Consider the following 24,150-nt stretch of genomic DNA (forward strand, 5'->3'; position numbering starts at 1 on the left):
TGTCGTGAATACTGCATCAATCCTTACAATAAAATTGATGTTACTAGGTTCTAAGATAAAAAACTCGAATTAATAAACGAGTACTTTTTTTGGGTAAAAGATAGTATTAAGAATACAAAGTTGGTGTTATATCATAGTACATTTATAAAAAAGCTTATTTTTAGCCCTACAAATCCTTGAAAAGGGACAAAAAACTGAAAAATCAAGGTTATGAGGAAAAAAGTTACACTCAAGCAACTTGCCAAAGAATTGAACTTGTCGATTTCTACAGTTTCAAAATCACTAAAAAATGATTCGGAAATAAGTGAAAAGACTATAAAAAGAGTGCACGAACTTGCAAGCTTTTATAATTATAAGCCTAATGCGTTGGCCGTGAGTCTGAAGAGTAGTAAAACTAAAACAATTGGGGTTATTTTACCTGAAATCCTTAATCATTTTTTTGCAGAGGCTTTGTTCGGGATAGAAAAAGAAGCTTCTGAGAACGGTTATAAAATTGTTACTTGTATAACCAATGAATCTCATAAAAAAGAAATAGAATATGTAGAGATGCTTAATTATAGCAGTGTAGATGGATTTATTGTAGCATTGAGTCAGGAGACGCAAGTTGTCAACGATTTAAGTCATTTTGAGGTTCTGAAAAGGGATAATGTACCTATGGTGATGTTTGATAGGGTAACCAATGATATTGATTGTGATAGAGTAATAGTTGATGATATGGAGGCTTCAAAGAATGCGATACAACATTTAATCAATACAGGATGTAAGAAAATTGCGATAATAACCTCAATAAGTGCTTTAAGTGTTGCTAAGCTTAGGATTGAAGGAGCAAGAGAAGTAACGGCTATGAATCCTGATGTTTCTTTAATAGAGTTGTTTGTAAAAGATGGTGATGATATAGAGTCTGAAATAGAAAAATTTCTTGAAAATCATAATGTTGATGCTGTTCTTGGTCTTGATGAAACAAGTGCTGCTATTTGTGTTAATATGTCTATTAAATTAGGACGCAAAATTCCTGAGGATATATCTATTATCGGATTTGCAGATGGTCTGTTGTCACAACATTCATATCCAAAACTTACAGTTGTCTCTCAGCATGCGAAGGATTTAGGGAGAAGAGCTGCGCAGATTTTACTTAATCAGTTGATTAATTTTTCAGAAGACTATAAAACAACAACAGAGATAGTCAAGACGTCTTTAATTCTTAGGGATTCTACATTGCGACAATAATTTTTTTTGCGAAACAAGGTTGTTTCAGAAGTAGTAATACTAAATATAGTTTATAAAATATGAGGTCTCTAAGAGAAGAAACTCATCTACAATTTTCTATTCTGGATCGTAGCCAGCAGTTGGATAGTGCAAAAAAAGAAATGTATGACCTTGTAATTATAGGAGGCGGAATTACAGGTGCAGGGATTGCTCTTGATGCTATTTCTAGAGGTTTAAAAGTGTGTTTGATAGAAAAAAATGACTTCGCTTCAGGGACAAGTAATAAGTCAACCAAACTTGTTCATGGTGGGCTAAGATATTTAAAACAGTTTGAGATTGCATTAGTAAAAGAATCTGGTAGAGAACGCGCCAAAGTTCATAAGCTAGCACCGCATTTGGTTGTCCCCGAAAAAATGTTGCTTCCTCTTATACAAGGAGGAACGTATGGTAAACTGATGACTTCTTTGGGATTGGTGGTGTATGATTTCCTTGCCAATGTAGAAGGAGAGGATAAGCGCAAAATGTTGAGCATTAACGAAACACTAAGCAAAGAACCTCTTCTTAATAAAGAAGGATTGCTTGGGGGTGGTTATTATGCTGAATACAGAACTGATGATGCTAGATTAACTATTGAGTTAATAAAAAAAGCAGCCTCTTTTGGAGCAAATTGTTTGAACTATTGTGAGATGACTTCTTTTAATTATGATAACGATAAGAAGGTAGAGAGTTTGCAATGTTTTGATCATAATGAAGATCGTTCTTTTGCAATCAGGTCTCACAAATTTATCTCAGCAGCCGGGCCATGGGTAGATGTATTGCGTAAAAAGGATTATTCAATTGATGAAAAGTATTTACATCTTACCAAAGGAGTACATCTTGTATTTTCTAGAGAACGATTTCCTCTTGAGCAATCTATTTACTTCGATGTCCCAGATGGTCGGATGATTTTTGCAATTCCGAGAGGAAGAACAGTGTATGTGGGGACGACCGATACTGATTATGTTGGAGATCTCGATAGAGTCGTTGCAACAAAAGAAGATGCCTTGTATTTATTAAAAGCAGTAAATAATATGTTTCCTGATATCTGTCTTACACAAGAAGATATCGAATCTAATTGGGCTGGGTTGCGTCCGCTAATTCATGAGGAAGGTAAAGATCCATCAGAACTGTCAAGAAAGGATGAGATTTTTATATCAGAAACGGGGCTTATCTCAATTGCTGGAGGAAAGTTAACAGGGTATCGTAAGATGGCTCAACGGGCAGTAGATGCAGTTACAGATGCAATGGATTCAGAAATGAGGAGTAGGTTCTCTAAATCAAAAACTGAAAAAATTAGGCTAACAAGTAACCCTCTTCTTGATACAGGTGAAGTGAATCTATATGAGGAATTAATCATAAACAAACTTAAGGATTTGGGGATAAGTGATCCTTATTTTGGCTGGTATGTAACCTCTACATATGGTAGGCAGTCTGATATAATTATTGATAAAATGTCTTTTTTTACTAAGAATTCTCAATTAGAAAAATTGATAAGAGCTGAACTGTGGTATAGTGTGCATTATGAGATGACTAATGGCTTAGCAGATTTTTTTGTTAGAAGGACAGGTAGACTCTATTTTAATATCAAAAGCGTGCGGGACTACAGAAAGATGGTAGAAGAAGACTTTGTTTATTATTTTAATTGGGATACAAAAAGAATTGAAAAAGAAAATATTTTGTTAGATGAATTATTACAAGACGCAACTACTTATTATTAATAAAGTTGGTTGCCAAATTTAAAAGCTACCAACAATACCAAGTTGATTGGCTCCGAGCCGAAAATTCCATCTGATTTTGTTTTTTTTATCGGTAATTAGGTATCTTTTCTCTTTTTTGAGGTAATTACTCGCGCTATCCACTACAATAATACTAATTGCAATTCCGGCGGTAATATCTGTTAACCAATGAGCTCCTTCCCAAAGACGGGATACTGGAGTAATAAGTCCGAGAGCATAAATACCACTTTTGGTAAATATATTATCAAACTGTTTGGCAAATGCATGTGCAGTTGTCATTGCTAAAATAGCGTGTCCTGACATAAAAGAGTGGTATCCAGGTTCATGATTGTAGAATCTAAAACTAAAATTTCCTTCTCCCACATTTGGTCGTGCTCGTCCAAATAGTGTTTTACTAGTAGTTTGTATCAATCCACCTGCCGTAGCTGATGCGATTAGTAAAACTCCCGTTTTTCGTATTTTTTCATTTTTTGTAAGTAATCCCAGCGTATAAACACTACCTGTTAATCCATAATTAATTAATGGTTTTCCAAAATGAAACCCGGCATCTTTAATAATGTCGGGGATACTTTCTTTTTGTTTTGTGAAGTATGAGTTTGCGGGTTCGTCAAGCGTCAATAAAATTGATTGCCCTACAAGGCTTCCTGCAAAAATAGCCCAGTCATTTTTTTTCCATTTCAATGGTTGGCTGTACACATGTTTTATACCGCCATAAATAGATAATCCGTCATATTTTATTAGTTGCCAGATAGATTCTTTTTTTTGTTGGGTGTTTAAAGAATCCTTATTTGTGTATGAATTCTGAGTATAGCCGCTATAAAAGATAAATAGCAAAGAAAGGGTGAATATCGCTTTGGAGTGGATCATTGATAAGGTTTACATGTCAAAAATAATAACAAGTAGACAATTTCTTCAATTCGATTCCTGCTAAAGCGGTGATTTTTTCTTTTTTTTAACAAGAATTGTTTTGTGTGGTATTTATTAAAAGGGGTTTAAAAATATAAGTTTTTGATTATAGGTGTTTTAGTTTTATAACAAATGACAAAGAAAATGCGATGCATTTAATCCGGGATATTTTTTTGAGACAATTTTATCATGATTTTAAGATTTGGTAGGCCAAGAAGAATTGTATTAAATGAATATATAAGAAAGAGACTGTCTTTTGTAGACAGTCTCTTTGTTTTTTATAAACTTAAAAAAGATTAATTGGTATGTGTGATTTTTAAGTTCTTAATTCTAACGATGGCATTAGATCCATCGTAACTAGCGCCTTTAGATTCTTGAATATAGTTACCAACTTTAAAATAGTTGTCATCCTTGTCTGTATCCATCTTTTGCGAAAATACTTGGCTTCCGTTTACATAAAGCCTAACATAGTCATCAGAATTATACGTTATTTTCATTGTGTATGAGGTGTCTAGTTTATAGCCATTATCAATAAATTGGCTGCTACCTATTACATCTTCGGTTATATATCCGCTGATTTTAAGTCTTACATTACCAGATGATTGTCCGGCGTTTCCGTAAAATTGTACTCTTATAATATCATCTACAGAGCTGCCGGGGCCATGTATTTGCCCTACGCATACTACCCCAGCATTGTTATTTACATTGTTTGATAGTTGGTCTACTCTTACTGTAAACTCCATTGAGTTTGTACCTTCGTTTGTCCAGTATTCTTCAGAGCCACTTCCGTTCATTTCGCGTAATTCAACCCTTGGGTTATCCGAATTTTCAGATCCACCCAGACCTCGATAGCATTTAAAAAACACCCATTCACCATCAGTATAAAAATAGTTGCTATCCTCATAACTTCCTAGATTTGGCATGTTATCTACATAATTAGGGTCGTTGCTTGGGCTCCCTGTAAAACCATTAAGTTTCCAGTCATTGCTAGTAATCCCTAAAACTGCTGCTGGAGAATCACCGGTCGTAGGAGGATTTGAGCTTCCGCCAACTTCGGTAAAAAACCATTTTTGGCTCTGCCATCCTTTATAAGCATATTGAGCAACATTACTTCCATTGGCAGTTCCTTGAGCCCATAGACTTTTACCGCTATCTCTGTTTTTAAGTCTAAAATAACCATCTCCAACAGATAGTATTTGCCATTCTTGATGAGTGGTACCTGCGTAAGCCCATTGCTGGACATTAGCACCGTTAGAATTGCTACCTGCGGAGACCTCAAGTGATTTTCCGCTATCTACTCCTTTTAACCTTACATATCCGTCTCCAACAGATAGTATTTGCCATTGTCTATGGGTCCCAGTTGTGTTGGCATTAGTTCCCCATAATTGTAGGTTAGCTCCATTGTTGTTGCTTTTGTTGGCAATATCTAATGTGCGTCCGCTTTTTAAATTTTTAATAGTATAAGTCTTTCCAACAGCGGGAGTTGCTTTGGATTCTATTACTGCGTCTGTAGTAATATCTATGTCAGTTTCTTCAAGAGTTTCATTGGTACAAGAAAATAAGAGTGCTGCAAGTAGCACTGCGAATAATTGCCCGTAGGGAAAGAAATAATCCCTTTTTTGATTTAAAAAATGAGTTTTCATGTGATAAAATTTTAGTGTTAAAATTGTGCTGCAATTGTTTAATTGGTTAACCAATTAACATGATATAAAATTAACTAATTTTTAATAGAAAATTAAACATAATTGCCATTTTTTTATTTTTGACACTGTTAAAATGGTTATTAGGTATTTTTATTATGCATTTTTTAAGAATAGTGTACATGTGCTTGTTTGGTTATTTTTTGAAATTCACATTTTTTTGATGTTTAAAAGATCTATTTTTTTAGTTATTTTTTGAAAAATGTATGATGTCGTAGTAAGTTTTTTATCCGATGTTATAGGGGTAAACGAGTCAGGATAAATAGGAGTGAGAAGTAGTTTTAGAAGGTGCTTTTGAAATGGCTGCTACCATGGATTATTTATTTGCCTACGATGCCACCACGAACTTAATAGAAGATTTTATGTACGAACAAATCACTGAAAACTATTTGTTCGATGAGGGTAATAAAGCTTTTATAGAAGCACATAATCCATGGGTGTTAAAAGATATGTCCGAACGTATGTTAGAGGTCATTCAAAGAGGAATGTGAGAAAACCCATCTGAGGAAACGATAGCCGAATTAAAGGAAATCTATAAAAATGCAGATGCCATCACAGAATAAAAAACGTAATATATTCATGCATTAAATGAAGCAGTATATTTAATTTAAATCTCCAGATAACATTTCTAGTTTATAAGTCCCGCTTGCTATCCGGTATAAACCTCTAGTTCCAGTAAAGTAGATATACATTAATTACTTTTTTTTAAAAATTAAGGATCACATAAAGGATAGATTTTTTCGAACCATACGTTTGGTTTTATGAGGAAAAACGCTTTTAATGGGAAATAGCCGTTTTAAATACTTGTAAAACCCTTAAAAAAGAAAAAAATGAGATGGGTTATCAGATATTGTTTTAAGATTCAGATAATTAAAAATCAATAGTTTATTAATAAAAAAAAGCCCAAACAAATTGTTTGGGCTTTTGAGGTGGTGCCTCCAGGAATCGAACCAGGGACACAAGGATTTTCAGTCCTTTGCTCTACCAACTGAGCTAAGGCACCTCGCTGTAAGCGGATGCAAATATAGAACGCTTTTTTTAATACTCAAAAGAAAAAATTAAAAAAATCGTTTTGTAAGTTTGCAACTTAGGTAAAAAACTATGAATCTTGTTATTGATGTAGGCAATACATATACTAAAATTGGAGTGTTTAAGGCTTCAGAAATTATCTATAAGACTGCGGTTAAACAGGTTGATTTTGAAGAAATTATATCTGATATTGATACTGAGTACCCAGAAATTGAACACGCAATTATTTCGTCTGTAGGTAGTCTTGAGATAAAAAACAGTAATCAAGTAAAAAAACTTTTTGATCTCCTTGTTCTAGATCACAATGTACCTCTACCCTTTAAAAATTTATATGAAACACCAACAACACTTGGGATTGATCGTCTTGCACTCGTTGCTAGCGCTGTAGCTCAGTATCCAAAAAAAGATGTGTTGGTGATTGATGCCGGGACCTGTATAACATATGATTTTAAAAATAAGAAGGAAGAGTATCTCGGTGGAGCTATTGCACCCGGGTTACAACTAAGATATAAAAGCCTTAATAATTATACCGCAAAATTACCGTTGTTAGAGATAACATCTCCAGAACATCAGATAGGAAAAACAACTAATGAGGCAATACATTCGGGTGTGATTTTTGGAGTTTTACATGAAATTGATGGAGTAATCGAACAATATTGCAACATTTATCCTGATTTAACAGTTATTTTAACCGGTGGGGATGTCGATTTTTTGTCTAAAAGATTAAAAAATGGCATATTTGCCACTTCCAATTTTTTATTGGAGGGATTAAACAGCATTTTGGTATTTAATAAAAGTAAATGATAAAGAAGATTTTAGTAATTGTGTTGGTGTTTGTTGGTGGGATATCGTATGCTCAGGAAGGAACCTCTTCACCGTATTCTTTTTACGGGGTAGGAAGTCAGAAGTTTAAAGGAACTGTAGAGAATAGATCTATGGGAGGGCTTAGTGTTTTGGGCGATAGTATTCATTTAAACCTTCAAAATCCAGCTGCGTACGGTGAGTTAGCACTTACAACCTATACGATAGGTACATCATATCGTAATTTTGAGATAGGCAATGTAACAGAATCTTCTTCTGGAGATGACACTTCTTTAGATTATTTAGCAGTAGGAATTCCTGCAGGAAAGTTTGGTTTTGGTTTTGGAGTTGTTCCTCTTACTTCTGTAGGGTATAAACTAGTCGATGTGGTCGAAGATGAAAGTGAAGTTTTGTTTACAGGAACAGGGGGATTAAATAAGGTTTTCGTATCAACAGGGTATAAGCTTAACAAAAATCTGAATATAGGTTTAGATTTAAATTATAACTTTGGAAATATTGAAAGAAAATCGCTATTAACCTTAGAAGACATTCAATATAGTACAAGAGAAATAACAAGCTCGAATTTGTCAGCTTTTAGTGTGTCATTCGGTGTAATGTATAAGGCTATGATTTCTCAGAAATTAGAGTTGTCAGCATCTATAGTGTCAACGCCATCATTTGATTTGTCTTCTGAGTCAATAAGGGAACTTGCAACCGTAATAGTAACCACTAGTGGTCAAGAGGGAGTTGTAGAAGAGCAGGAGATCGAAATTAATGATGAGGAAATAAACTTGCCCGCAGAGTTTAAATTCGGAACTGGTATTGGAGAGCCTTTAAAATGGTTCGTGGGGGCAGAATACGTGTATGCAGATGCAGGAGAATATACGAATTTTGTATCCGGACAAAATAAGATAGAGTATGAAGACGTTTCAAAACTTAAAATAGGGGGGTATTTTGTGCCTAAATATAATTCATTAACAAGCTATTTTAGTCGTGTTGTATATCGCGCAGGATTACGTCTAGAAGAAACAGGTTTAAGTATCAATGATCAGACGATAGAAGAGTTTGGCATATCTTTTGGAGTAGGATTACCAGTTGGCCGATTATTTTCGAATACCAATATAGGTTTTGAATACGGTCAGCGAGGAACAAAAGATTTTGGACTTGTACAAGAAGCATTTTTTAATGTATCCCTCAGTTTCTCTTTGAATGATAAATGGTTTAGAAAAATAAAATTTAATTAATTACAATAATATAAAAGCTATGAATACCAAAATTATACTTACTATAGCAACAGGATTGGTTTTGGGCACAGTAAATATAAGTGCTCAAGCTATTGACTGTAGGACTACAGCTTCGGTTGCATACGAGCATGCCAAGGTCAAGAATTATGATGCCGCAGAGGAGCCTTTATGGAAGGTGAGAAAAGAATGTCCTACTTACAGTGTTGCTACATTTCAATTCGGACAAAAGTTACTTACTGCAAAATATAAAAAAGCTGCTGCTACAGATAAAGTCGCACTGGCAAAAGAGAAAATCACTTTGTGGAAAGAACGCTATCAGTATTTTGCAGCGAAAACTAAAATAGGAGATATGCATTCTGATATAGGTCAGTTAATGTATGACAACAAAATAGGAACTACAGAAAGTCAGTTTGCTGAATTTGACAAAGCATACACGCAGGATAAAGCAAATTTCAAAAGACCTAAGAAGTTATACACTTATTTCTCTCTTTTAGTAGATCTGCATGGTAGTGGGAAAAAAGAATTGCAATCTGTTTTTGATATGTATGATGATATTACAGAAAAAATAGAGGATGAAGAAAGTAGATTAGCAAAGATAATCGCAACATTAAGCGAAAAAGAAGAAGCAGGGACTGCTTTGTCATCAAAAGAGAAGAAAAAACTTAAGAATGCAGGAATCAATTTAACAGCATTTAGTAAAGTAAAGGCAGGTATTAATCAAAAACTTGGTGAACTTGCAGATTGTAAAAACTTAATTCCTTTATATAATGGTCAATTTGCCTCTAAGAGTTCAGATATCAATTGGGTAAAAAGTGCATCTAGAAGAATGTATGCTAAGGAATGTACTGATGATCCATTGTTTTTTAAGTTAGTAGAGTCGCAACATAAATTAGAGCCCTCTGCAAAAACAGCTTATTACTTAGGTATATTAGCGCTTAAGGATAAAAAGACAACCACAGCTTTAAAGTATTTTAATCAATCAGCAGAACTAGAAACAAAATCTAGTGATAAGGCAAAAGTATATTTCAAGATTGGTGAAGTAATGAAAAAGCAAGGTAGTAAAGGGAAAGCTAGAACTTACTATAAGAAAGCCTTAAGTTACAAACCATCTATGGGTGTGTGTTACTTAAGAATTGCAACTATGATTGCAGGTAGTGCAAACAATTGTGGAGCAGATGTATTTAGTAAAAGAGCTGTATACTGGTTAGCAGAAAACTATGCTCGTAAGGCAGGAAAAGTTGATCCAAGTTTAAAGTCTACAGCAAATAAATATGCTGCAAATTATAGAGCAAAAGCACCAACAAAGACGGATATATTTAATAATCCAGGGATAAAGTCTGTGAGTGTAGGGTGTTGGATTGGAGAAACCGTAAAGGTACCTAAGCTGTAATGCAATCAAAAAAAAAGTATATGATTATAAACGTTGTCACAGTATTTGCTGTGACAATGTTTTTTTCATGTCAATCAAATAAAAGAAATTCTCAGCAATATGTAATCTCAGAAGAAGCTCCGATAGCAGAAGCTTTTGAGGTTAATTTAAAGTATACTGATTCTGGAAGGCTTACGGCAATACTAAAAACATCGAGAGTGTTAGACTATTCGAATAAGTCGTTTCCTTATCATGAGTTTCCTGATGGGATTGTTTTAGATATTATTGATGAGGAAGGTAAAACAAGTATAGTGACTGCAGATTATGCTATTTCGTATCAACAAACGGGTATTATTGATATGAAAGGAAACGTAGATATACGTACCTCTGATAGTACTCATTTGCAGGCAAAACAACTGTATTGGGATCAATCTCTTAGTTGGGTTTTTACAGATCAGCCATATAAGAGCCACCTTCCTGACGGGACAATTAATGAAGCCGATGGTTTTGATGCTAATCAGGATTTTACTATCTTGAATTCAAGAATTAATGACGGAGTGATGTTTATTGAAGAGTAATCTAATACTATGACTAAAGTATTTAAGTTTTTTGAGTATGCCTATTTGGCAATTGTATGTTTTTTTGCATATCAGGCATATGTAGAATGGGGTCAGGATGGAGGAAGAAGTACATTGTATCTTTTTTTTGCTGGTGCTGCCATATTCATGTTTTTTTTTAAAAGAAATTTCAGAAGAAAATTTGAAAGAAGTAACAAAGGTTAGTTCATGGAAATACAAATCATTGTTATTGTATTTTGTCTTATCCTTTCGGCCTTTTTTTCGGGCATGGAAATCGCTTATGTTTCCTCTAATAAAATTCACATTGAAATAGAAAAAAAGCAAGGAGGTTTTATCTCTAATGTGCTTACAAGATTAACTAAGAAACCTTCAAAATTTATTGCGACCATGCTGGTCGGTAATAACATTGCGTTGGTTATTTATGGGTTCTATATGGGCGCTTTGTTAACAGCTTCTATCGAAGGATATTTTCCTGAAATGGTTGCTAGTTTTAATTTATTACTGCAAACACTTATTTCGACTTTTTTTATTTTAATTACGGCAGAATTTTTACCCAAAGTATTTTTTCAGATATATTCGAATACCTTGCTTAAAGCATTTTCGTTTCCTGCATATTTTTTTTATGTACTCTTTTCTCCAATTTCTTCTTTTGTGATTTGGGTTTCAGATTTGGTTCTCAAGAAATTTTTTAAAACCGAAGGTGATGAGGTGCAGCTTGCTTTCAGTAAAACAGAACTGGGAGATTATATTAGTGAGCAAATGCAAACCGTAGAGGAACATGATGATATCGATAGTGAAATACAGATTTTTCAGAATGCATTAGATTTTTCAGATGTAAAATCTAGAGAAGTCATGGTCCCGAGGACAGAAATTGTCGCGGTAGAAAAGTCTCAATCGATAGAAGTAATAAGTAAATTGTTTATTGATACAGGATTGTCAAAAATTATTGTATACAATGGAAGTGTTGATGATATTATAGGTTATGTGCATTCTTTTGAGTTGTTTAAGAAACCAAAATCTATTCGGGCCATATTACTTCCTGTGGTCTTTGTGCCAGAAACTATGTTTGTAAAGGATGTTTTGAATCTTTTAATCAAAAAACATAAAAGCATTGCAGTTGTAATAGATGAATACGGAGGTACAAGTGGTATTATAACTGTAGAGGATATTGTAGAAGAGCTTTTTGGAGAGATCGAAGACGAGCATGATTCTGTAGAACTTACAGAAGAGCAGATCTCAGAGCATACATATCGATTTTCTGCGAGAATTGAAGTAGATCATATTAATGAATCTTATAAGCTGGACTTGCCAGAAGATGAAAACTATGAAACGCTCGGCGGTATGATTGTGAATCATACCGAAGAAATTCCTGAAGAAGGTGATGAGGTTGTGATTAATGCCTTTAAAATTAAAATTATAGAAACTTCGAATACTAAAATCGAGCTTGTCGAGTTATATGTGCAATCAGAGGATTAGTCATGATTTTCGGTTAGGGACTCTATAACTTAAATAATGCTTTAATACTTATTTGAAGCAAAAAATTGTACTCCTTCAAAAGAATTCATAGCTATATTTAGTGCGTCATTCTCTGGTAAACAACCAAAGGATAAAAACTTCAATAAGACTTTTAGTTTTTAATTGGTATTATTACAATAAAATGGTATTTTCGCCCACTATATTTTGAATAAATAATTACACATCATGGCAGTTTTAAATAAAATCAGACAACGTTCGGTTTTTCTAATAGTGATAATTGCATTAGCATTATTCTCATTTGTATTAGCAGATTTGATCCGTAATGGAGGAGCTATTTCTCAAAAAGCAGAGAGTACAATAGCAACCATTAATGGGCAAGATATTGACCGAACAGATTTCGCCAAAAAAGTAGAGGCAGCTTCTAGAAATTTTGGAGGTAGAGGATCTAGTATTCAGGCTGTAAATTATGTTTGGAATCAAGAAGTACGTGAAGTAGTTTTTGGAGAGCAATTTGAAGAATTAGGAATTGAAGTAGGAGCAGATCAAGTAAATACATTGTTAGAAGAATCATTGGCAAATAACCCTACGTTTCAAAATGAAGCTGGCGTTTTTGATAAAGCCAAAATGCAAGAATATGTGGCAAATGTTAAAGAAACATCTCCGCAAGCATATCAACAATGGTTGGATTATGAGGCTTCAATTGGTAAAGGAGCTAGGCAAGAAACATACCTAACTATGATTAAGGCGGGAATTGGATCGACCCTCAAAGAAGGTGAGTTAGTTTATAAAATGGAAAATGATAAGGTTGATATTAAATATGTACAACTACCTTATACTAGTATTCCTGATGCAGATATTACAATAAGTGATTCTGAGATACAATCTTATATCAGTGCTCATGCAGAAGAATATCAAGCCGAGGCTTCAAGAAGTATTAAGTATGTAATGTTTAAGGAGGAGCCAAGTGAAGAAGATGAAAACCAAGTAATGAGTGATGTGTCTGCTTTATTAAATGATCGTGTAGAATTTAATAAGGATACTAGTACTACAGATTCAATTTTAGGGTTTAGAAATATAAAGGACGCAAAGAGTTTTGTAAATCAACATTCAGCTCTGAAATTTGATGATCGTTTTGTGTTCAAGAAAGACTTGCCAAGTGTAGTTGCAGATACATTATATAATCTAGAAATAGGAGATGTATATGGTCCGTATAAGGATAAAGAATATATCAAAATCTCTAAAATTGTAGCGAATAAGCAAATGCCAGATTCTGTAAAAGCAAGTCATATACTAATTTCTTGGGAAGGTCTCGGTACTGCAGGTGATACAAAACGCACAAAAGAAGAAGCAAAAACCTTAGCCGATAGTATTCTTACAGTGACAAAAGCTGATAAGACTAAGTTCGCTGCTTTGGCACCAGAATTTTCTGCTGATAGTTCTAACAAGGACAAAGGTGGTGATTTAGGATATTTTGTTCCAGGAGCTATGGTGCCGGCATTCAATACATTTTGTTTCGAAAGTGAGACAGGAGATCAGGGTATTGTAGAAACACAATTTGGATACCATATTATCACTATAGAGGATCAGAAGAACTTTCAAAAGGCAGTGCAGGTAGCTACTATAGCACAAAAAGTAGAGCCTAGTGAAAAAACGATCAATGAAATTTTTACAGAAACAACAAAATTTCAAATCTCTGCAAAGGATAAAGATTTTGAGACAGTTTCTAAAGAAGGTGAGTTAACAGTAAGACCTGTAAATAAAGTTAAGGAATTAGACGAAAATATTCCAGGATTAGGTGCAAACAGATCAATTGTACAATGGGCATTTAATGAAGAGTCTAAAGTAGGTGATATCAAACGTTTTGACATTCCTGAAGGATATGCTGTAGTACAGTTGACTGCAAAATCTGAAAAGGGACTTATGACGGTAAAAGATGCAACCGCAAAAGTAAAATCAATTTTGATCAAAGAAAAGAAGGCTGAGCAATTAAAAAGTAAAATTACAGGAAGTGCACTTGATGCAATAGCAAAAAATCAAGGTCAAACCGTGAAAACGGCATCTTCATTGAGTATGAAAACCCCAACAATTGGTGGAGCAGGAACTGAGCCAAAAGTAGTAGGAACTGCATTCGCATTAGAAACCGGAACTGTTTCTAAACCTGTTGTAGGTACAAATGGAGTATATGTAATAGAGGTAACCAAAAAGACTCCAGGTAGTGGTTTAGATACATATATGAGCTATGCTGCGCAAGCTACTAAAAAGAATGCTGAACAAGTAAATACGAAAGTGTTTGAGGCACTAAAAGAAGCGGCAGAAATAGAAGATAAGAGAGCTAAGTTCTACTAAAAAAGAAAGCCTAAAACGACGAAATATAAATACTTTTTGTATACTTATTTCGAATGAACTTAAATAAACTAGTCCTAAAAAAAGACAAAAAAAAGAGGTGAATAATTTCACCTCTTTTTTTTGTCTTTTTTTTAATTAAACCCTCTAGTTTTTTAAAGCAAAAACTAAAATTCGATATGTTATATCAATAATAATGGGCTTCAAGTTTTTTTTAAACTTAATTGTATGTTTTTATTTTAACCTCTTACTTTTTGCTCCCATTTCCAGGCAGAGCTTAAGGAATCATCAAGACTACTTTTTGATGTCCATCCTAATTCTGTATTGGCTTTTGTTGTATCGGCATAGGCAGCAGTTATATCTCCTGTCCTTCTTTCTACAATTTTGTAGTTCAATTTTTGGCCTGATACTTTTTCAAAAGAAGATATCACTTCTAAAACCGTACTACCCGTACCTGTACCAACATTGAATACTTCGTAATTAGCTTTATTTTTATCTTCTAATAAACGTTGTAGTGCTACCACATGTGCTTTTGCTAAATCTACGACGTGAATGTAGTCTCTTATGCAGGTACCATCAGATGTAGGGTAATCATCACCAAAAACAGAAAGTTGTTCTCTAAGTCCAATTCCTGTTTGTGTAATAAAAGGAATAAGGTTTTGAGGAACACCAATAGGTAGTTCTCCAATCTCTGCAGAGGGATGCGCACCAATAGGGTTAAAATAACGAAGAGCAATTGCTTTTAGTCCAGATGTTACTTTACAAGTGTCACTAATGATTTCTTCACCAATTTGTTTGGTGTTTCCATAAGGAGATTCAGCTACTTTTACCGGGGCGTCCTCAGTAATTGGTAATTCATCTGCTTGACCATATACAGTACATGAAGAACTGAAAATGAAACTGGCTTCAGGTTTTTTTGCTAATTCTTGTAATAAATAAACCAATGTAGTCAGATTATTTTCATAATATAACAACGGATTCTCTACGCTTTCTCCAACCGCTTTAGAAGCTGCAAAATGAATGACACCATCAATATCCTTATGTCTATTAAAAAAATCTTGTACTTTGCTTTTATCTCTTAGATCAAAGTTCTCAAAAATAACATCTTTTCCTGTGATGGTTTTAATTCCATTAAGTACTTCTGGAGACGAATTAGAGCAGTTGTCTATGATAACTACCTCGTAGCCTTTGTGCTGTAATTCTGTTACGGTATGAGAGCCTATAAACCCCAATCCTCCTGTGACTAAGATTTTCATATATGTATTGGTTTAGTATTTTGTGAAACGAAGGAACAATAATTAAAGGATTTTAGCAACTTCTTGATTTACAAATTCTAAAAATCGTTCATCTTTTTCTGTGAAGGGATCAGCCGCATTTGAGTCGATATCAATTTGACCTATATTTTGTCCACCTTTAAACAAAGGAATTACAATTTCTGATTTAACACTTAGACTGCAGGCAATGTAGTTGTCCTGAGCTTGTACATCAGGTACTACAAAGTTTTTGTCACTTACGGCTACTTGACCACAAATTCCTTTTCCGAAAGGAATAATCACATGATCCGTTTCTTCACCCGCGAATGAATGTAGTTTGAGTTCTTCTTTTTCTCCATTTTTAAAATAAAAACCAACCCAATCGTAATAATCAACACTTTCTCGAAGTAAATGACAGACCATGCTTAATTTGTCATTTGTAGATTGATTTTCGCTTTTAAGTATGTTTGTTACTCGTACTCTTAATTTTTCAAATGGCATTCCTTAACAATTTTACTGACAAAAATATCTAAAATATTTAAAAGAGCCCCATTGAGCAAATAGTATAGTTTTGTTAAAAATTAAATTATCGGTAGAATATAGATATACTTGTTTTATAAAATAGGTCTAATTTTCTTTAGAGTTCGTTATCATAGCAAGTTCATGTTATGGGGTAAAACACAAATTAAAAATCATATTAAAGTAAAAAAATAGGGTTATTATAATAAATTTGAATACTCAATTGAGTTGCTAATGCATTCAGATTTATCTTGAGTATCATTCGCAATCGCAGTAAATATGTTTAAATTATCTAAAATGAAAAAAATATTTTTGCCAGTATTGATGATTTTTTTGTGTTTAAGTTCATGTAAAAAAGACGAAAAACCAGAGGTCTCTACAAAAGATGAAAAAAAAGACGCCTCAATCGATTCTGTTACTAAAAAGGAAGAGTTACAGGTCAAGTTTTCTAATAAAACAGATCAGAAGTTGTATCAGGTTTATATAGAGATTAAGTCGGCATTAGTTAATTCTGATAGTATTTCTGTGCAAAAATCTGCAAAAAAGATAGAAGACATTGTTATATCATCAGAAGAGACCAAACAACTAAAAGCTACAAGTAAATTGATTTCCTTGACTAAGGACCTTAAGAAGCAAAGAGATTTTTTTATTTCTTTGACACAAGAAATAGAAAAGCAGATCCGTATGTCAGAAATTACATCAGGAGCTGTGTATAAACAGTTTTGTCCTATGGCTTTTGATGGAGAAGGAGGATATTGGCTATCGGATTCTAAGGAAATAAGGAACCCTTATTTTGGAGACAAAATGCTTACATGCGGTCATATAAAGGAAGTTTTTGAGTAAGACCTAATTGAGTAATGCATGAATAAGTAATAAAGGATATTTCTATTTTGGTATTGTCAGAAAACACTGATAATTACAAAATATTTAACTATATTTATAGATGTCAAGTGAAAAATTAACAAGATTTTGAGGGAAGTCTATGTTGATTGATGATAATTTATTAAATAATTATTGTTTTTGGAATAAACAAAAAAGGATATGAGTAAGAGAAAATTGATAGCGTTAATTTTTTCTGTGCTATTTATTTCATGTAGTAATGATGTAAAGATTATTTCTGGACCAACTGTGCAAACGTTGGCTCTTTTAGAAAAATCAAAAGCATTAAAATTACGTGGTGAAAAAGTAGAGCAGAGTTTGCTTAGAAAAAAGGATTCTATAGAGATGCTTTCTGATGGAAATAAAATGCCAGTTCAAAATTTATCTGGTGATAAAGACTTTGTGGATATAGAACGCATATCAAAAGACTTTGTTTTGGATATGCGATACGCTACTGCTGATAATTTTTTAAAAGAAAAAGTATATTCTTGTGCGAAATGTTATGTCAGAGAAGAAGTGGCAAAAGCTCTTATGCAGGTTAATGCAGCTTTGATAAAAAAAGGATATAAACTTAAGTTTTTTGATTGCTATCGACCGTATAGTGTACAAAAAAAGATGTGGAAGATTTTTCCTAACCCCGGTTATGTAGCAGATCCAAAAGGAGGATCCGTTCATAATAGAGGGGCAGCTGTAGACGTTACTTTAGTGCAGAATGATGGTACTTTTGTGGATATGGGTACAGGTTTTGATCATTTTGGAAAAGAAGCACATCATTCTTACAGTAATTTTTCTAAAACAATAATAAGCCACCGAAAGCTCTTGCGAGAAACGATGGAGAAATATGGTTTTAGAACGATAAAGACAGAATGGTGGCATTATAACTTTACGGGAAATAAAAAATTTACAATATCAGATTATAAATGGACATGCGAATAATACTATTTAAAATGTAGTTTTAACCTATAATTATATTTTAAGTAGTTATAATTCTTGTGATAACTATTGGTAATTTTTTATCCGAAACTATACAACGAAACGACATCCATAGTAGTGAATGTCGTTTCTGAAGTACACTTATAAAATCGGAAAAAATTATATATGCAAATTATTACCCAATAAATGCTATAATTAGATTATAAATCTGTTTGTTCTCTAATTATTTATATAGCCGAAACAAGACGAATTCAAATCCTTTTTTTTGCTTCTCATTTCTTAGTTCATTAGAAATTAAAATTGTTCTACTTCTGTGCTACCTTTCATTGCCACAGTAGATGATTTACCTACAGTTACAGTATTCTGTACAGCATCAAAGTACGTTGTCCCTACAAATCCTTGATGCTTAATAGCTCTAAATCCATATTTTTGTAAAGCAAATTCTCGTTCTTGTAATTCAGAATATCCTGCCATACCTCGTTCTTTATAAGCTTTTGATAATTCAAACATACTTGTATTAAGAGCATGAAAACCAGCTAGAGTGATAAATTGAAATTTATACCCCATTGATGCAAGTTCTTCTCTAAATGTTTCCATTTCTTCTACAGATAGTTTTGCAGCCCAATTAAATGAAGGGGAGCAATTATAGGCTAGCATTTGGTCTGGGTACTGAGCATGTATTGCATCGGCAAATTTGCGTGCCTGTTCTAGATCAGGGTTACTAGTTTCCATCCAAATAAGATCTGCATAGGGCGCATAAGATAACCCTCTATCTATTCCTTGTTCAATACCATTACTCACATTAAAAAAGCCTTCTTCGGTTCGTTCTCCTGTAATAAATTTCTGATCACGGTCATCTATATCACTAGTCAATAGATTAGCAGCATCAGCATCAGTTCGAGCAATGATAATAGCAGGTACGCCCATTACATCTGCTGCGAGTCGAGCCGCTACTAATTTATTAATAGCTTCCTGGGTTGGCACTAATACCTTACCGCCTAGGTGGCCACATTTTTTTGCAGAACTCAATTGATCTTCAAAGTGAACACCGCTTGCACCGGCTTCTATCATTGATTTCATTAGTTCGAATGCATTTAAATTTCCGCCAAAACCAGCTTCAGCATCAGCAACAATAGGTACTAAATAGTCTTTTTTGTTTTTTGTTTTGTTAACCACTTGTATTTGATCCGAGCGTAAAAGAGCATTGTTAATTCTCTTTACTACTTGAGGAACACTATTTACTGGATACAAGGATTGATCTGGGTACATTTGCCCCGCAATGTTAGCATCGGCAGCAACCTGCCATCCGCTTAGATAGATAGCTTCTAATCCAGCTTCTACTTCTTGTACTGCCTGGTTTCCAGTCAAGGCACCAAGTCCAGCTACAAATTCTTGAGTTCTTAGTTTCATCCATAATTTTTCTGAACCTAATTTGGCAATACTATGTTCTATCTGATATGATCCCTGTAATCTTACTACCTCTTCTGCAGAATAAGGGCGATGTACGTTTTTCCATCTCGGATTTGTGGTCCAATCAATAATTAACTTTTCTATTCTTTCTTCTGTATTCATGATTCTGGGTTTTTATTTTGTGTTTATTTTTGTGGAGCGGAGGAAAGAAAATACGATTGTGAGACGTATATTTCTTTCCTCTTTTTGCTCTCTTTATGTGATGTGATTTAGAATATTATAAATAGGTATATGTTCTAGTAGTAAGGAACTCTTCGAATTTCTCATCAGTAACTAAATCATAGAATACCTGAATTGCATTTTGGTAATTTTTGCTTTCAAAAAGAAGGTCTCCTATTTGTTCTTGAATAATCGTAAGTTCATTATCAAAAAGATGATGAAATAATTGATTGTCAAACCTTCTGCCGTCTTCAAGAATAACTTCGTTTTGTAGCCATTGCCATATTTGGGTTCTACTGATTTCTGCCGTAGCGGCATCTTCCATTAGATTGTATAATGCAACAGCACCATTTCCATTTAGCCAATGCGCGATATAATGAATTCCTACATTGATATTATCCCGTATCCCTTTTTCTGTAATAGTTCCTGCTGGGATTTCTAATAAATTTTGTTCCGTAATTTTTATATCATTACGTTTTACATCTATTTGATTTGGATTAGGCATATGAAGATTAAAAATATCCATAGCCAATGTCACTAATCCAGGATGGGCTACCCACGTACCGTCATGCCCATTTTTTACCTCACGTTCTTTATCTGCACGTACTTTGGCAAAAGCAAGTTCATTACTCTGCGGGTTATTCTTGATGGGTATTTGAGCTGCCATACCACCGATAGCTAATATTTTTCTTTTATGACATCGTTGAATCACTAAGGTACTGTAGGCATCCATAAATGGACTAGTCATACCTACTTGATCTCTATTGGGAACTACAAAATCTGTATGGTTTCGTAATTTTTTGATATAACTGAATATGTAATCCCATCGGCCGCAATTTAAACCTACAATATGGTCTTTTAAGGCATAAATAATTTCATCTAATTGAAAACTAGCAGTAATCGTTTCTATCAAAACGGTCACTTTTATGGCTCCATGTTCAATGCCAAGATATTCCTCAGAAAAGTCGATTACATCATTCCACCAGATGGCTTCGGTAAAGTGTTCTAGTTTAGGAATGTAATAATAAGGTCCTGTACCATTTTCTTTTAACTGTTTGTTGTTATGAAACAAGTATAAGCCAAAATCAAATAGAGAAGCGCTCATTTCTTGATCCTTAATAGTAAGGTGCTTTTCTGTTAGATGTAAACCTCTGGGACGAACAATTAGTGTTGCGGTCTCTTCTTTGAGTCGATAGGTGCGATCGTTTTTCGAATTATAAAACGAAATAGTTTTATCAACTGCATCTTTAAGGTTTTTTTGTCCTTCTAGACAATTTTCCCATAAAGGGGCATTACTATCTTCAAAATCGGCCATGAATGTTTTGGCTCCAGAATTTAAGGCGTTAATGACCATTTTTCTATCTACAGGTCCGGTAATTTCGACTCTGCGGTCCTGTAGGTCTTGAGGAATTGGAGCAACGGACCATTCGCTTTGGCGAATTTCCTTTGTGTTTTCTGGAAAAGAAGGATACGTTCCCAGATCTAACAATTGCTGTTGAAGGTCTCGATTTTTTAGAAGTACCAATCGTCTTTCATTAAAACGATTTTGTAGAACTTCTAAGAACGTTAGTGCCTCATCGGTCAAAATTTCTGGATGATAGTTTTTAACTTTTCTTGAGAAGTTAATTTGGTGACTAAGATTTGTTTGTGTTTCCATACCTATATCGTTTTGAGTGAACAAACATATAAAAAAGTTTTTTACAAAACAAGCGAACGTTCGCTAAAAATGATATTTTGTTTTTTTTAGTCTTTACGCAAAAAGTGTTATTTTTGATCTTATGGCAATAGCAGAAGAGTATATAAAATTGATTTTTGGTCTGAAAATCAAGCAGATAAGAACGGATAAGGAATTGTCTCTTTTTGGATTATCAAAATTATGCGGGCTTTCTAAGTCCTATTTGAATGAAATCGAAAAAGGGAAAAAATATCCAAAAACAGATAAAATAATTAAACTAGCAGAGGCTTTTGATGTTTCTTATGATCAATTAGTTTCTTTGAAATTAGATAAAAATTTAGCTCCCATTGGCGAGATTTTACAATCGGGAATTTTAGACGAAATACCACTAGAGTTGTTTGGTATACAGCAAAGTGATTTAATTGATATCATTGCAAATGCGCCTTCAAAAGTCAATGCATTCATAAGTACCATTATCGAAATTGCACAACACTATAATATGAGTCGTGAAGGGTTCTACTTAGCCTCTTTACGATCTTATCAGGAAGCTCAGAATAATTTTTTTAAGGATCTAGAAGAAAAAGCAGTACAGTGTGCAAACTCGTATCAATTAGATTTGACCGGAAAAGTGACGTCAAATGACCTAGAAGAGGTTCTTAAAGAAGAATATGGATATACAATCATTAGTGAAGGCATCCCTAACCATGAAGAATTAGACAATCTTAGATCTGTGTTCGTTCCGGCAAGTAAAACATTGTTACTTTCTAATGGTGTTGATGAGGCTCAGAAAACTTTTATTTACGCCAAAGAACTTGGATATCAATATCTTAATATTACTGATAGGCCATATACCTTCTCATGGATAAAATATGATAATTTTGATGAAGTCTTACATAATTTTTATGCTTCTTATTTTGCTGGAGCACTCATAATACCAAGAAATCATCTTAAGGAACATCTAAAAGGATTATTTTCGATTAATCGTTTCTCAGAATCTGATTTTCATAAAATAATGAAGTTATACAATGCATCTCCAGAATCTTTTTATCAGCGCCTTACGAATATTTTACCGCAAGATTTTGGAATGCAGAATGTATTTTTTCTTCGTTTTACACACAAATTGGGTATAGAAAAATTTAATCTGGTAAAAGAATTACACATTACGCATCAACAACAGCCTCATGCGAATGAAACTAATGAGCATTATTGTAGGAGATGGATGGCTATAAAAACTCTAAAGAGAGCGGCCATTGAAGATTTGGAGTACGCTTTTAATATTCAGATTTCAGATTATGAGAGTACCGATCAGGAATATTTAGTATTTACTTCGGCAACAAAAGACCCTTTTAAGAAAGGGTATTATCGAAGTATTGGTATTGGTTTTTTGATTTCTCCTGCTTTAGAGAAGAAAATAGGTTTTGTCGCAGATCCCAAAATCCCAAAGGTAAAAGTAGGAGTCACTTGCGAGTCGTGTTCGGTAATTGATTGTGATGTAAGAGTGGCACCTCCAAAACGATTACAGACAAAAGAAAAAAATAAGAAAACGTCTCTTTTGGTAGATGAAATTTTGAAGCAGTATTCTTAAAATCTGAAGTAAACTTTTTTCTGACAGAACAGTAATAAAAGAGATACTATTATATGCCCAAAAGTAAAAAATTAGGAATTGCCTTGGTAGGACTGGGGTCTTATAGTACTTATAATCTTGCACCGTCATTACGACAATGTGAGCATTGTTATCTTGCCGGGATAGTTACAGGAACTCCTGTTAAAGCCTCGATGTGGTCAAGAAATTATAAGATAGATAAAAAGAATATATACAATTATGCTAATTTTGATGAAATAGCTGCAAATGACTCGATTGATATAGTCTATCTCGCTGTACCAACATTTATGCGTGCAGAATATGCTATTAGAGCTGCAATGGCCGGGAAGCATATAATTTGTGAAAAACCTATGGCAGCATCTTCTCAGGAATGTCTCAAAATTATTGAATCCTGTAAAAAGAATAATGTTAAAGTATCTGTAGGGTATCGATTGCAGTACGATCCTTATCATTCTTATTTGACGACATTGCAAAATGATCTGGATAACCCGGTAAAAAGTGTAAAAGGAGGTTTTGGATTTAAGTTTAACACCTCTGGTAATTGGAGATTGGATCACAAAAAACCTGGAGGGGGTGCGTTAATGGATTTAGGGGTTTATGGAGTTCAGGCAGCATGTGCTATTTTTGGAATGATTCCCCAAGCTGTATCTGCCAAAAGGAAAAAAGGTTCTTCTAAATTGCCTGAAGAAGAAATGATAACTTTTCAACTTTATTTTGAAAATAATAGTACCGCAGTTTTTACGACAGGATACACCGATGCAATAAATTATCTTCAAGTAGAAACAACAAATGATACAGTAGTATTAGAAAATGCTTTTTCTTTTTCAAACCTAAAAATGAAGCATACAGGTTATGATTTGAGTTTTGAGTCTGTAAATCAAAACCAGCTTTTAATGGATGACTTTTCCTTATCATTACTAGGAGACAGGTCTTTGAAGATTAACGGTGAAATGGGTAGGAGAGATATTATGATTATAGAAGCTGTTTTTGATGCCCTTGCAAGTGGGAAAAGAATTCCTATCGATATTTAGGGTTAGTCAATATTCAAAAGACATAGTTTTATTGTAGAGAAAGTTTCTAACAAGTATTACTATAAGAAGAAGCCTGATAAATTAGAATATTTTGTCATGAGTTAGATTATAAGTAAGAAGAACAACTTCATGATAAAGCTCAGAAATATAATTAAAATTGGTGTTTTCTCGATTAACAGAGTACCATTATTAAAAATCGAA

The 24,150-nt window shown here is 33.8% G+C and carries 19 protein-coding genes, 1 tRNA gene and 1 pseudogene; 14 read left to right on the forward strand and 7 right to left on the reverse strand.

Annotated features, from left to right (window positions below; all coding sequences use genetic code 11):
• Nucleotides 1–210: 210 nt before the first annotated feature.
• Both DZ60_RS0112575 and DZ60_RS0112580 read left to right on the forward strand, forming a co-directional pair.
• Nucleotides 211–1,227, forward strand: coding sequence for a LacI family DNA-binding transcriptional regulator (locus DZ60_RS0112575; RefSeq protein WP_025742422.1), 1,017 nt, complete (start codon nt 211–213; stop codon nt 1,225–1,227).
• A 59-nt stretch (nt 1,228–1,286) separates the two neighbouring features.
• Entirely contained in the window at nt 1,287–2,963 is a 1,677-nt protein-coding gene (locus DZ60_RS0112580; RefSeq protein WP_025742423.1) for a glycerol-3-phosphate dehydrogenase/oxidase, read from the forward strand.
• 18 nt (nt 2,964–2,981) lie between these two features.
• Here DZ60_RS0112580 and DZ60_RS0112585 read toward each other — a convergent pair whose 3' ends face one another.
• Together DZ60_RS0112585 and DZ60_RS24280 are read right to left on the reverse strand one after the other, a co-directional pair.
• Nucleotides 2,982–3,848: a phosphatase PAP2 family protein gene (locus DZ60_RS0112585; RefSeq protein ID WP_025742424.1), complete on the reverse strand. Its 867-nt coding sequence runs from the start codon at nt 3,846–3,848 to the stop codon at nt 2,982–2,984.
• A gap of 335 nt (nt 3,849–4,183) precedes the next feature.
• Nucleotides 4,184–5,530, reverse strand: a complete 1,347-nt coding sequence (locus DZ60_RS24280; protein ID WP_025742425.1) for an RICIN domain-containing protein — start codon at nt 5,528–5,530, stop codon at nt 4,184–4,186.
• Between the two features lie 353 nt (nt 5,531–5,883).
• Here DZ60_RS24280 and DZ60_RS0112595 point away from each other — a divergent pair.
• A pseudogene (locus tag DZ60_RS0112595) lies at nt 5,884–6,078 on the forward strand (cobaltochelatase subunit CobN); the annotation flags it as partial.
• A gap of 439 nt (nt 6,079–6,517) precedes the next feature.
• Here DZ60_RS0112595 and DZ60_RS0112600 read toward each other — a convergent pair.
• Nucleotides 6,518–6,590, reverse strand: a tRNA-Phe gene (locus tag DZ60_RS0112600).
• Nucleotides 6,591–6,688: 98 nt separating this feature from the next.
• Between DZ60_RS0112600 and DZ60_RS0112605 the strand changes: the two genes are divergently transcribed.
• From DZ60_RS0112605 to DZ60_RS0112635, 7 genes are all read left to right on the forward strand, one after another.
• Entirely contained in the window at nt 6,689–7,420 is a 732-nt protein-coding gene (locus DZ60_RS0112605; protein ID WP_025742427.1) for a type III pantothenate kinase, read from the forward strand.
• The gene (locus DZ60_RS0112610) at nt 7,417–8,661 is read left to right on the forward strand and encodes a hypothetical protein (RefSeq protein ID WP_025742428.1); all 1,245 of its coding nucleotides are present in this window, start codon (nt 7,417–7,419) and stop codon (nt 8,659–8,661) included. The genes DZ60_RS0112605 and DZ60_RS0112610 overlap by 4 nt, the downstream gene beginning before the upstream one ends.
• 19 nt (nt 8,662–8,680) lie before the next feature.
• On the forward strand, nt 8,681–10,051 hold the full coding sequence (locus DZ60_RS0112615; RefSeq protein WP_025742429.1) for a tetratricopeptide repeat protein: 1,371 nt from the start codon (nt 8,681–8,683) through the stop codon (nt 10,049–10,051).
• 20 nt (nt 10,052–10,071) lie between these two features.
• Entirely contained in the window at nt 10,072–10,608 is a 537-nt protein-coding gene (gene lptC, locus DZ60_RS0112620; protein WP_051477647.1) for an LPS export ABC transporter periplasmic protein LptC, read from the forward strand.
• Nucleotides 10,609–10,617: 9 nt separating this feature from the next.
• The gene (locus DZ60_RS0112625; RefSeq protein ID WP_025742431.1) at nt 10,618–10,812 is read left to right on the forward strand and encodes a hypothetical protein; all 195 of its coding nucleotides are present in this window, start codon (nt 10,618–10,620) and stop codon (nt 10,810–10,812) included.
• 3 nt (nt 10,813–10,815) lie between these two features.
• A complete protein-coding gene (locus tag DZ60_RS0112630; RefSeq protein ID WP_025742432.1) occupies nt 10,816–12,084 on the forward strand; it encodes a hemolysin family protein in 1,269 nt (422 codons plus the stop codon).
• A gap of 225 nt (nt 12,085–12,309) precedes the next feature.
• Nucleotides 12,310–14,430 (forward strand): peptidylprolyl isomerase, encoded by a 2,121-nt coding sequence (locus tag DZ60_RS0112635; RefSeq protein ID WP_025742433.1) that lies wholly within the window; start codon nt 12,310–12,312, stop codon nt 14,428–14,430.
• A gap of 236 nt (nt 14,431–14,666) precedes the next feature.
• Here DZ60_RS0112635 and galE read toward each other — a convergent pair whose 3' ends face one another.
• The gene (galE, locus tag DZ60_RS0112640) at nt 14,667–15,683 is read right to left on the reverse strand and encodes a UDP-glucose 4-epimerase GalE (RefSeq protein WP_025742434.1); all 1,017 of its coding nucleotides are present in this window, start codon (nt 15,681–15,683) and stop codon (nt 14,667–14,669) included.
• A 42-nt stretch (nt 15,684–15,725) separates the two neighbouring features.
• On the reverse strand, nt 15,726–16,181 hold the full coding sequence (locus DZ60_RS0112645) for a GAF domain-containing protein (RefSeq protein ID WP_025742435.1): 456 nt from the start codon (nt 16,179–16,181) through the stop codon (nt 15,726–15,728).
• A 315-nt stretch (nt 16,182–16,496) separates the two neighbouring features.
• On the opposite strand from DZ60_RS0112645, the gene DZ60_RS0112650 reads away from it, so the two are divergent.
• Complete coding sequence (locus tag DZ60_RS0112650; protein ID WP_034229597.1) at nt 16,497–17,042, forward strand: DUF3347 domain-containing protein; 546 nt, start codon at nt 16,497–16,499, stop codon at nt 17,040–17,042.
• 198 nt (nt 17,043–17,240) lie between these two features.
• Complete coding sequence (locus DZ60_RS0112655; protein WP_025742437.1) at nt 17,241–18,014, forward strand: M15 family metallopeptidase; 774 nt, start codon at nt 17,241–17,243, stop codon at nt 18,012–18,014.
• A gap of 291 nt (nt 18,015–18,305) precedes the next feature.
• Here DZ60_RS0112655 and aceA read toward each other — a convergent pair whose 3' ends face one another.
• Both aceA and aceB read right to left on the reverse strand, forming a co-directional pair.
• Complete coding sequence (gene aceA / locus DZ60_RS0112660; RefSeq protein ID WP_025742438.1) at nt 18,306–19,583, reverse strand: isocitrate lyase; 1,278 nt, start codon at nt 19,581–19,583, stop codon at nt 18,306–18,308.
• A gap of 115 nt (nt 19,584–19,698) precedes the next feature.
• Complete coding sequence (gene aceB, locus DZ60_RS0112665) at nt 19,699–21,297, reverse strand: malate synthase A (RefSeq protein WP_025742439.1); 1,599 nt, start codon at nt 21,295–21,297, stop codon at nt 19,699–19,701.
• Nucleotides 21,298–21,424: 127 nt separating this feature from the next.
• Between aceB and DZ60_RS0112670 the strand changes: the two genes are divergently transcribed.
• Nucleotides 21,425–22,900, forward strand: coding sequence for a helix-turn-helix domain-containing protein (locus tag DZ60_RS0112670; protein WP_025742440.1), 1,476 nt, complete (start codon nt 21,425–21,427; stop codon nt 22,898–22,900).
• A gap of 53 nt (nt 22,901–22,953) precedes the next feature.
• Entirely contained in the window at nt 22,954–23,949 is a 996-nt protein-coding gene (locus DZ60_RS0112675; protein WP_025742441.1) for a Gfo/Idh/MocA family protein, read from the forward strand.
• The last annotated feature ends 201 nt before the right edge of the window (nt 23,950–24,150 follow it).

This window comes from Aquimarina pacifica, assembly GCF_000520955.1.
Taxonomy (GTDB): Bacteria; Bacteroidota; Bacteroidia; order Flavobacteriales; family Flavobacteriaceae; genus Aquimarina; species Aquimarina pacifica.